Genomic DNA, 10,465 nt, shown 5'->3' with positions numbered 1-10,465 from the left:
CGGTTCGGCGAACCGTCCGAGCGCTTCCCCAGGTACTGGACCGTGATGACGTGGGTTCCCGGCGAGCCGCTGGACCACGGCTCGATCAGCCGCGGTGCCCACGCGGCCGACACCCTGGCGGGCTTCCTCCGGGCGCTCCATGTGGAGGCGCCCGCCGAGGCGCCGATCGCTACGGACCGCGGTGCCCATCCCGGGAACTGCACGGACGGCTTCGAGAGCCTCTTCCGGGCCGTTGCCCCCGACGACATCGCTGCCGACGTCCGGGCCGTGTGGGACGACGCCGTTGCGGCCCAGGCGTGGGAGGGCCCGCCGGTGTGGGTGCACGGCGACCTCCATCCCGCGAACGTCGTCGTCTCGGACGGAACGCTCTCGGGCATCGTCGACTTCGGTTGCATGTTCGCCGGCGATCCGGCGTGGGACCTCTCCGCCGCATGGGTGCTGCTGCCCGCGGGCACGGCCTCACGGTTCTTCGACATGTACGCGCATGCAGACGAGGCGGCGATCCGGCGCGCCCGCGGGCTGGCCGCTATGAAGAGCCTCTTCCTGATGCTCATGGGGCAGAACGGGGATCGAGGTCTTCCCGGCGGCAAGCCGAACTGGGGACCCGCAGGCCGGGCGGCACTTGATCGTATTCTGAAGGGCGTTTGATCCTTGGTTGAGGGCCATGCGGTATCCCACCTTCGTGGGTTCATCGATCACCACGCGTGGTGGGGATGCCAAGGTCCACGGCCCTATGCTGCCCGTGGCCCCGATCGAGCTGGCGGAGCTTCTCCTCGTCGCCAGCCAGGCTGATCTGGAGACCTTCGACCTCGCCGAGCCAGCCTTCCGTCTCGGCTTCGGCAATGCGGGCGATGAGATCGTCGCGGATGTCGACGAGCCGTGTCCGTCGGGCCGGCTCCGGTCGGAGGAAGTGAGCACCTGGCGCAAGCATGCTCATGAATACAAGGGGATCCGAAGGCGCGTACGGAGATGCCGATGGACACCTTCCGTTTCTCGAAGTGGGCGAGGAAAGCGTCCCACTCCTCCTCGGTCGGGGTTCGGTACCGCGCCAGCGTCCCGGCCCTCGCCAACCGGCGCCGGCCGCTCCCCTGGATCGCGCCAGCTCCATTCGCAGGACTTCGGCGCGGCACCTTGTTGCCGTCTGACCCGAAATGGTGAAATGTCAGAGTTGCTCGCTAATCGGGGGGTCACTCACCAAGGCGACTGGAGGATGGATGCACGCGGAAAGAATCGCTCCAGAACAGATCGCAAGGGCTGCCGCCGAGGGCGTTGCAATCGCACTCGCCGCCCGGAACGTCTCTGGCGACATCGAGTCCCGCGGACCTGTCGTTGCCGGATACTTTCCCGACGCACTCTTCGAAGTGACGCTGGAGCGAAATGCGGCCACGGGAGGATTCCAGGTGCGAAAAATTGAGCCGCACCCCCCTGGTCAGTAGCATTCATGCCTCACGACGAGACGGACAGAATCAGCGAAGAGCTCCTCTGTCCCAGCGCACCGGCGCAGCCCGAGTCGGTTCTGATCGGAGTCGTGTCCGGATCAACGGATGGCACGCGAATCATTCCGACCGAACGCGCGATGCCGGTGACTCCCGAGCTCATCGATATGGCAGGGCCTGTAGCCCCCACCGAGGTCTTTCGGTTCGCGGCCACATGCCGCGCCAATGGCTGCATTCACTTCAAGAACGCAGCCTGCCAAATCGCCACCCGCAGCGCCGCATTGTTGGACGAGGTGGTCGCCAACCTGCCCAAGTGTCCGATCCGGACGCAGTGCCGCTGGTTTCATCAGGAGGGCGGAGATCTGTGTCGACGCTGCCCGCAGATCGTGACGAAGCAGTTTGCGCCCTCTGCCGAAATGCTGCGCATTGTGAATGAGACCGATCCCCCTCCGGCGGCCTCCATGTGCCAGTGAACCCACACGGCCAGCTGGCGCAAGCCGAAACCGTCGGCGGTCGACGAAGACTGGGCATGCCCCGTTCGACCTCCGACGGCTTCGGCTCAACGAACAATGCACTGGGCCGTCAGTTGCACTACATGAGGACTCTTTCGCACACGCACTGTTCGTCCTGGTATCCGCACAGCCACCCCCAGCTGCTGGACCCAGGCAAATCCCGGACAACTGGATCGTCCTGGTCGGTGATCCATCTCTGCTTGCTGGTTTCCCAGACGTGATCTTTCACGACGACTGACACATTGTTCACCGGTTGGCCAAGCTCCCTGAGCGTGCCTGTGGGGTTCGCGAGGAATTTCGGGAACTCCTCTTGGTCGAACTTGAGGTAGAACACAGGCGGTAGATAGCCATCACCGTTCTCCGGCTGCAGTTTCACGATCTCAGGCAATGGAGCCACTCCTTCAGTAGAGACTCGGCGTCTTTCTCGCAGAACCTTCCTCGCAGGGCTCGTGCGCTATCAGATTTCATCCTCCTGCGCGGGCATTCCAGCGATGGAAGTTCAGTCCGCCCATGGTCGGAGTACACGAAGCGACCTGCCGGGCCTGAACTCCGCAGCTCCCTGGACGGCGCTCCCGCCCGAGCCCAGACATCGTGAACCGGCTGCTTCACCGGATCACGCGGTCCGATCGGCTCCGGCCGCCGCATCACCTCTTCCACCGCGTCGCGGGGAGAGCCGACGTTGCCGAACGGCACCTCACGCAGCGGCGGCGCGAGATCGAGCTCCGCGACCTCTTCGAGCACGGCTCATCGCACCGAGTCCCCGATCCTCTCCAGCACCTCGCGCGGCAGGTCGCCATGGACGGAAACACGCAGTCCTTACTTCGGTCATGGTCCTCCCTTTCCCCCGGGACGGTCGCCCGGTCACCGACGAGGCTGTCACCGGGCCGCTGTCGGGGCGACCGCTGCTGGCCGATTGGAGTGAAACGGCCCGCATCGGGCCTGCGGCCTCGTCGTTCCGGGCGTACGTCGACGCGCCGCGCCTCGAAGGTTTGTGCACGCTTGACTGGGGTCCGGAAGCCGCGAGCGGCGTCGACCAAGCCGGTCCGCCGGCCCCGACCGACCACCGCATCGACGGGAGCACAGCATGACCGGGACCCCCGAGCCCTTCGACGACACCGCGGGGATGCCATCCCTGCCAGGCTGTGCCGAGGACGCGATCGGCGCCCTGAAGCAGATGTTCGTGGACCTGACCCAGGGCGCGCGGATGGCCCGCGGCCAGGACCCTGTCAAGCGGCCGGTGTTCCTCAAGCCACACGGCATCGCCCGCGGCACGCTCACGGTCGCCGACGACCTGCCGCCCGAGATGCGCGTCGGCTTCCTGGAGAACGCCCGTACCCAGGCCGGCGGCCTGAACGCCTGGGTACGGTTCTCCAGCGACACCGTGCCCGGCGTTCCCGACCTGAAGACCACACTCGGCATCGGCCTCAAGCTGTTCGGCGTGCCCGGCCCGAAGCTGCTGGAGGGCTACACCGAGGCCGGCACCCAGGACCTGCTGCTGCAGAACCACGACGTCTTCTTCGTCGACACCGCCCAGGACATGTGTGAGTTCACCAAGGCCGGTGTCATCGACGGCAGTTACGACACGTACTTGGAAGCCCACCCGGTCACCCGCGAAATCCTCGACGCGATGGCCAAGTTCGAGCCGAGCGTGCTCACCGCCACCTACTGGGGCGTGCTCCCCTACGCTTTCGGACCCGAGCGCTTCGTCAAGTACAAGCTGGTGCCCGCGGGTTGCGAGCCCGGCGACCCGGCCGCCACGCCGCCCGACGAGAACCCCACCTACCTCGGCGCCGACCTGGCCCACCGGCTCGCGGCCGGTCCGGCCGTCTTCGATCTGATGCTCCAGTTCCGCACCGACGACGAGACGATGCCGCTGGACATGGCGACCGTGCGCTGGAAGGAGTCCGAGAGCGTTCCCGTGAAGGTGGCCCGGCTGACCCTCCAGCAGCAGGACATCACCGCCCGTGGTCAGGCCGCCTACGGCGAGAACCTCGCCCTCAACCCCTGGCACAGCCTCGCGGAGCACCGCCCGATCGGCAGCATCGCCGACGTGCGCAGGGCGGTGTACCTGGCCTCGGCCGAACAACGTCGCGATGTAAACGGCGTCCCGACGGCCGAGCCCGGCCCCGCCCGCCCGCAGATCATCCCACCGGCGGCCCGCGACACCCGGATCGTCCGGGCCGCCGTGCACCCGGCCATCGGTGTGGCCCGGGTCGGCGACAGCACGATGGACGACTTCGTCCTGGCCCCCGAGGTCGACGGGCCGTCCCCGCTGCCCGCCGGGAGCTACAAGGACGTCACCGGCGCCCTGAAGCGCCAGGCCGTCCGGTTCCGGGTCTACGGCTACAACGCCGCCGGCGAGCCGGTCGCCGAACTGACCGCCGACAACGCCGACCTGCGCTGGACCGTGCACATCGCCAACTCGAAGGCGGCCTGGTACCAGTTCCAGATCGCCCTCGACATCCCGGAGGCGGGCCAGGCCGACGACAGCAACCTGCGCAACCCCACGATTCCGGCCGCCCAGCGCGACCACCTCCTGACCATCGACCCCGGTCCCCGTTCGGTACGCGGCCGTAACCGTTCCGCCCCCGAGCACCGCTTCGACACCGGCACCTTCATGGGCAAACCCGTCTACCTCGGCGAGCTGCGCACCGACGACAACGGCCGGCTGATCTTCCTCGGCGGCCGCGGCGCCTCGGCCTCGGCGGCCGGCACCCCCGCCGACACCTTCGCCAACAATGACGGCTGGCACGACGACGTCTCCGACGGCCCGGTCACCGCCGAGGTGAGCATCGGCGGACGGCCGATCCCGGTCGAACCGGCCTGGGTGGTGACCGCACCGCCCAACTACGCGCCCGAACTCACCTCGGTGCGCACGATGTACGACCTGGTGCGGGACGCCTTCGTGACCGACGGCCGCCTCCCCGAACCGCAGCAGGTGTCGTTCACCCGCGACATCCTGCCCGTGCTGCGCCGCCTGTGCGATCTGCAGTGGGTCAACAAGGGACTGGCCACCCAGTTCGGCTTCGGCGGACGCGAGGACCTCCTCGCCCCCGCCCGAATCGCCGAGCTGGCGGATCCCTCACCGGTCCAGCGGGAGCTCCGCCGGCAGATCTGGCTCGCCGTCCGCAACTACGACCGCGACAGCATGTCACCGGTGCCCTGGCCGACGGTCTACGGCGACGCGATGAACGTGCCGCCCCAGTCCGTACGGCAGCATGTGACGCTCTCCGCGCTCCAGTACCGGCTCCTCGAACGGTGGGCCGGCGGTGACTTCGTCAACGACTACGACCCGCACACCGCACTGCCCGCCACCCTCGACGACATCCCGTTCCCCGACCAGCCCGCGACCCTCGACCGGGCGGCCCTGTCGTTCTGCCTCGCCGACGCCTTCCACCCCGGCTGCGAGCTCACCTGGCCGATGCGCCACACCACCTTGTACACCAGCCCCTTCCGGATCCGTCACCGCGATCCGCTCACGCCCACTCCCTCCTACGGCCCGAAGCTCACCCCGGAGATCGCGCTCTCCTTCGACGGCCCGCTCTACGCCCAGGCGCCGGGTGACCTGACCCGGTGGATGGCCGTGCCCTGGCAGACCGACACCGCGAGCTGCCGTGCCGGCTACGAGTACGGCTCCGGCCTCGGCCCCTACGACCCGTTCCTGCCCACCTTCTGGCCGGCCCGGGTGCCCAACCACGTGCTCGCCGAGGAGGACTACGACGTCGTTGTCGACACCTCCCGCCCGATCGCCGATCGCCTGGCCGCGTTCCAGACCCGGCGCACCTGGCTCCGCTGGCTGCCCCGCGACTACACGGCCGCCATCAACGCGATGGTGCAGGACTTCGGCAAGCTCGGGGTGGTCGAGCGCCGCCCCGGGCCCACCGACGATCCCCGTCTCCCGGCCGAGCTCCTGGTGGAGTCCGAGGTGAGCTTCCCGCCCGAGCCCGCACCGCCGGCCGGGCGCAACCTGATCACCGTGCACGTGGACCGCGGCGCCGACCCGGTCCTGGGCGCGGCCGCCCTGGCCACCGCGGTCACCCTGACGGATGCTCCCGACGAGGAGGTCTCGGCCGGGTTCATCGACAAGGTCAAGCGCTTCCGGTCGAGCCGGTGACCCCTGCCCCGCCCCATCGCGCGCGCCTGTCCGGGCCCGTCGACGCCGTCGTGGCGGGCGGCGGTCCGGCCGGCGCTGTGGCGGCGCTCGTCCTGGCCCGGGCCGGCCACCGCGTTCAGCTGCTGGACGACGGCGGCCGGGCCCCGCCACGCGCCGCGCCCCCCGGCCGGCCCGTGTTCAAGGTCGGGGAGTTCCTGCCGCCCGTCGCCCGGCCGCTGCTGGGCGACCTCGGGCTGCTGGACGGCTTCCTGGGCTCCGGTCACCCCGTCTCCACCGGCACATACGCCGCCTGGGGGTCGGCGGCGCTGCACGGTCGCAGCCACCTGTTCGACCCGTACGGGCACGGCTGGCACCTCGACCGGCTCCGCTTCGACGCCTTTCTGCGGGATGCGGCCGTCGCGGCCGGCGCCGAACTGCGGCAGGCCACCGCACTGGACCGGCTCGACGACCGCCTGATCGTCCGCGAGCGGGCCACCGGCGCCGTGGTGGAGCTGTCCGCCCGCTGGACGGTCGACGCCACCGGCCGACGCTGTGTCATCGGCCGCCGCCATGGCCACCGCCGACGGCAGGACCGGCTCGTAGCCGCGTACGTCGTGTTCCCCGACCGCTGCCCGGCTGACCCGGCAGCCCAAGCGGACGCCGAGGCCCGCACCTTGGTGGAGGCGGCTCCGCACGGCTGGTGGTACACCACCCGGATCGCGGCCGGGCGCCTGGTCGCCCACCTGACCGACGGCGACCTCGCCGACCCGCCGCTGCGCACCCCGCAGGGCTTCTGGCACGCGCTCAGCCGCACCGTCCATGTCCGGCGTCGTCTGGCCGGGCACGGTCCGGCCGGAACTCCCGTACCGTGCTGGGCACCTGCGCACGGCCTGCGGCTCACGCCGACGGCCGGGCCTGGCTGGGTGGCGGCCGGGGACGCTGCCCTCGCCTTCGACCCGCTCTCCTCGCAGGGCATCCTCACCGCGCTGCACACCGGTGCCCGCGCCGGACAGACCGTGGCCGACTGCCTCGCCGACGGACGGCGCACGAGCGCCGCGCTCGCCGACTACACGGCGTTCCTGGATGGGATCGCGGCGGCCTACCGAAAGAACCATGCGTATGCATACGGCCAGGAGCAACGCTGGCCCCTGAGCCCTTTCTGGAATCGCCGCCGAGCGGGCGGACAGCCTCCGCCCGCATAGCCTGAAGGCGCCGGAACATTCCCCGAGACCCCGAACTGAGAGTCACAGATCGAGCGGCGGTCGGATGGCCCATCCATTCGGGTGGCGCGTTCCCGCACCCGGGATGTTCACGTTCCGGAGTGGTGCTCATCCCGTTCTCCACGAATACGACGTCCGGACCGGTACTTTCCCCCATGTTGGTGCTGTCGGGGAATGGCGGAAACATGGGGGATGCAGCGGTGGGCCGCGCTGGTATTCGTACCAGCGTTGACGACGTCGGTGGTGTCCCTGTCGGGATGCAGCGGCGGCGGAATGGGCGAGGCAGGCGACGGCAAGCACGTGACGCTGAAGGACCGTACGACGATCGCGCAGTTCGATGTCCCGGCGCTGCGGCTGGGCGGCGTCAAGCCGTGCGACCTCATGCGGCCCAGAGCCGAGGAAGAACTCGGACTCGTGCCCCCGCCTCCAAGCCGTGGGCCCGGCGCGGGGGGCAGTCCATGGGCGTCCGGGCGGCTCAGGAAGCTCTCCGCAACACGCCGCCCGACCGGTGAGGCCGGCGCGGAACCGGAAAGACGTCCCGGGGTTCGAGCGGCCGGGGTGCACAGGTCGGGCAGTTCGACGAGCGGGCACCACACAGGGGCGAACTCCTCATCTCGCCACCTGGGAACGCACCATCCCTGACGGGGAACCCCGCTCGCGATCAGTAGCGTCTTCCTGCCCGAGCGCCACACGATGTTCGGCGCCCGAACCGTGTGCCGCCCCGGGCGCCAATCACGGTGCGCGCCGCGGACGGCGGCGATGTCACCGTGTGACGGTGACGGGGAGGCCGCGGTGGATGGCGGAGAAGTCGAGCACCGGGCTGGCCGCGATGTCGGCCATGTCGTCCCGCAGCATGTCACCGACGATGAACTCCTCCATGTAGCCGGAGGCCAGCGTCACTACCTGTCCGCTGCTTTGGATGAGAACCCGGCCGACCGTGGCAAGAGCGGATCGAAAGTCCACCTGATCACCGACCGGAACGGGCTGCCCCTGTCACTGGGCATCTCCGGCGCCAACACATGCACGACGGCCTCGGCCTGGAACCGCTGGTGCGCGGCATCCCTCCGTTCCCCCGTTCCTCCGATGGTCAGGCGCTCGGTGCCGGTCCGTCGGCGGGTGCGTTCGCCCTGCTGCCGTCCGTCCGACGGGGCAGGCCGTAGGGGTTGTCGTCGGCGAGTTCCGGCGGAAGGAGTCCGGCGGGCAGGTTCTGGTAGCAGACGGGGCGCAGGAACCTGCGCATCGCCAGCGTTCCCACCGAGGTGGTGCGTCCGTCGGACGTGGCGGGGAAAGGCCCGCCGTGCACCATCGCGTGGCTCACCTCCACACCGGTGGGCCAGCCGTCGAACAGCACGCGGCCGGCCGTGTCCTCCAGGACGGGCAGGAGTTCCGACGCCAGTGGCCCGTCCCCTTCGCCATGGTGGAGCGTCGCGGTGAGCTGCCCCCGCAACGCTCGGGCCACCCGGACCAGTTGTTCCGGGTTCCGGCACACGACGAGGGTCGATGCGGCGCCGAAGGCCTCGTCCTGGAGGCCCGGGTTGCTCAGGAAGACGTCGGCGGCCACGGACAGCAGCCGGACCGTCGCGGTGTTCTCGCCCTCTCCCGGCAGGCCCGTGGCGATCTCCCGTACGCCTTCGCCGGCACGCAGCCTGGCGGCGGCCCGCTCGTAGGCCCGGTGGATACCTGAGGTGAGCATGGTCTGCGCGGTGCTGCGGCCGATGTCCGCCGAGGCCGACGCGACGAACCGGTCCAGGTCTTCTCCGGCCACCGCGATCACCAGGCCGGGGTTGGTGCAGAACTGCCCCGCGCCGAGGGTCAGGGATCCGGTGAATCCCTCGCCCAGGTCCTCGGCCCGCTCGCGCAGCGCACCCGGCAGCAGGAACACCGGATTGACGCTGCTCATCTCGGCGTACACCGGGATCGGGACGGGGCGGGCCGCTGCGGTACGCATCAGGGCGAGGCCGCCCGCCTGGGAGCCGGTGAAGCCGACCGCACGGATCCGGGGATCGGCCACCAGAGCCTGTCCGAGATCGCTGCCGGCCCCGAAGAGGAGCGAGAACACCCCTTCGGGCAGTCCGCTGTCCCGGACGGCTGCCGCCACCGCGGAGCCCACGAGTTCGGAGGTTCCCAGATGGGCCTGATGGCCCTTCACCACCACCGGGCAGCCCGCGGCGAGTGCCGCCGCGGTGTCCCCGCCGGCCACGGAGAAGGCCAGCGGGAAGTTGCTCGCGCCGAAGACGGCCACCGGTCCGACGGCGAGGTGGCGCTGGCGCAGTTCGGGTCCGGCCGTGCGGCGGCCGGCGGGCGGTGCGGGGTCGACGCGGACCTCGGCCCATTCCCCGGCGCGGACCTCCTCGGCGAACAGGCGGAGCTGGCCGGTGGTGCGGTCGCGTTCTCCGCTGATCCGTCCTCGGGGCAGACCGCTCTCGGTGACGGCCCGGTCGACGAGTTCGTCTCCCAGGTCCTCGATGCGGTCGGCCACCCGCTCCAGGAACGCGGCCCGCTCGGCGGGTGGTACGGAGCGGTAGTGGACGGCGGCCCGCGCGGCGTGTGCGCACGCGTCGGCGACGTCCTGCGCACCGCCCGCCGGGTAGGGCGGTTCCAAGGGCTCGTTGGTCCGGGGGTCGGCCGAGCGGGCGGCCGGGCCGCTGCCCCGGCGTCGTTCGGCACCGATGAACATGGCTCCGCTGAGGGGCATGGCTGTATACCTCGTCTGGAAAGGGAGGGGATGGGGCGCCGCTCGGGGGGCGGCGCCCCGGTGGGACGGCTCAACCGCGTCGGTCGACGGCCAGGATGTGCAGGCAGGACAGGACCGTCTCGCCATTCTGGTTGGTGCCGGTGTACTGCTTGGTCACGAGCCCGATGCCGGGCCTGCGGTGGTCGCGCAGTTCGGTGACGACGCTGTGCGCCGAGACGGTGTCGCCCGCGCGCACGGGCCGGGGAAAGCGGATGCGCTCGTAACCGTAAGCCACCGCACGGGGGTTGTACTCGACGGTGAGCCCGACGACCAGTCCGAAGGTGAGCACTCCGTGGACGAGCCGGCCGCCGTACCGCTCTTCGGCGAAGGCGCGGTTCATGTGGGCCGGGTGGAAGTCCATGGTCAGGCCGGCGAAGGCGCTGATGTCGCCCTGGTCCAGGGTCCGCGAGCCGCCCTCCTGGGCCTCGCCGACGGTGTAGTCCTCGAAGTAGCGCTCCACGAGCCTCATC

9 protein-coding genes and 1 pseudogene are annotated in these 10,465 nt (G+C 70.3%); 5 read left to right on the top strand and 5 right to left on the bottom strand.

The window, feature by feature from the left end:
* The coding region (locus AB0E67_RS32570; RefSeq protein WP_362033627.1) for a phosphotransferase at positions 1 to 648 on the top strand (648 nt) is incomplete at its 5' end.
* 40 nt (positions 649 to 688) lie between these two features.
* Here AB0E67_RS32570 and AB0E67_RS32565 read toward each other — a convergent pair.
* Positions 689 to 937, bottom strand: coding sequence for a hypothetical protein (locus AB0E67_RS32565; protein ID WP_362033625.1), 249 nt, complete (start codon positions 935 to 937; stop codon positions 689 to 691).
* Between the two features lie 504 nt (positions 938 to 1,441).
* Here AB0E67_RS32565 and AB0E67_RS32560 point away from each other — a divergent pair.
* Positions 1,442 to 1,909 (top strand): hypothetical protein, encoded by a 468-nt coding sequence (locus AB0E67_RS32560; RefSeq protein ID WP_362033622.1) that lies wholly within the window; start codon positions 1,442 to 1,444, stop codon positions 1,907 to 1,909.
* Positions 1,910 to 2,027: 118 nt separating this feature from the next.
* Here AB0E67_RS32560 and AB0E67_RS32555 read toward each other — a convergent pair whose 3' ends face one another.
* The gene (locus AB0E67_RS32555; RefSeq protein WP_362033619.1) at positions 2,028 to 2,336 is read right to left on the bottom strand and encodes a hypothetical protein; all 309 of its coding nucleotides are present in this window, start codon (positions 2,334 to 2,336) and stop codon (positions 2,028 to 2,030) included.
* 696 nt (positions 2,337 to 3,032) lie between these two features.
* Between AB0E67_RS32555 and AB0E67_RS32550 the strand changes: the two genes are divergently transcribed.
* Together AB0E67_RS32550 and AB0E67_RS32545 are read left to right on the top strand one after the other, a co-directional pair.
* Positions 3,033 to 6,062 carry a LodA/GoxA family CTQ-dependent oxidase gene (locus tag AB0E67_RS32550; protein WP_362033616.1) on the top strand — a complete coding sequence of 1,010 codons (3,030 nt, stop codon included), beginning with the start codon at positions 3,033 to 3,035 and terminating at the stop codon, positions 6,060 to 6,062.
* The gene (locus AB0E67_RS32545; protein WP_362033615.1) at positions 6,059 to 7,243 is read left to right on the top strand and encodes an FAD-dependent monooxygenase; all 1,185 of its coding nucleotides are present in this window, start codon (positions 6,059 to 6,061) and stop codon (positions 7,241 to 7,243) included. The genes AB0E67_RS32550 and AB0E67_RS32545 overlap by 4 nt, the downstream gene beginning before the upstream one ends.
* Positions 7,244 to 8,023: 780 nt before the next feature.
* On the opposite strand, the gene AB0E67_RS32540 is transcribed toward AB0E67_RS32545, so the two are convergent.
* Positions 8,024 to 8,161: a hypothetical protein gene (locus AB0E67_RS32540; protein WP_362033613.1), complete on the bottom strand. Its 138-nt coding sequence runs from the start codon at positions 8,159 to 8,161 to the stop codon at positions 8,024 to 8,026.
* Positions 8,162 to 8,185: 24 nt separating this feature from the next.
* Here AB0E67_RS32540 and AB0E67_RS32535 point away from each other — a divergent pair.
* Positions 8,186 to 8,289: pseudogene (locus AB0E67_RS32535) on the top strand (IS5/IS1182 family transposase); the annotation flags it as partial.
* 59 nt (positions 8,290 to 8,348) lie between these two features.
* On the opposite strand, the gene AB0E67_RS32530 reads toward AB0E67_RS32535, so the two are convergent.
* Positions 8,349 to 9,956, bottom strand: coding sequence for an aldehyde dehydrogenase (NADP(+)) (locus tag AB0E67_RS32530; protein WP_362033610.1), 1,608 nt, complete (start codon positions 9,954 to 9,956; stop codon positions 8,349 to 8,351).
* Between the two features lie 70 nt (positions 9,957 to 10,026).
* Positions 10,027 to 10,464 carry a MaoC family dehydratase gene (locus AB0E67_RS32525; RefSeq protein ID WP_362033608.1) on the bottom strand — a complete coding sequence of 146 codons (438 nt, stop codon included), beginning with the start codon at positions 10,462 to 10,464 and terminating at the stop codon, positions 10,027 to 10,029.
* Between the last annotated feature and the right edge of the window lies 1 nt (position 10,465).

Origin of the sequence: Streptomyces sp. NPDC032161 (assembly GCF_040636995.1) — a bacterium.
Taxonomy (GTDB): domain Bacteria; phylum Actinomycetota; class Actinomycetes; order Streptomycetales; family Streptomycetaceae; genus Streptomyces.
Note: the sequence above shows the minus strand (reverse complement) of the source record. Positions and strands in the feature narration are given on the sequence as shown.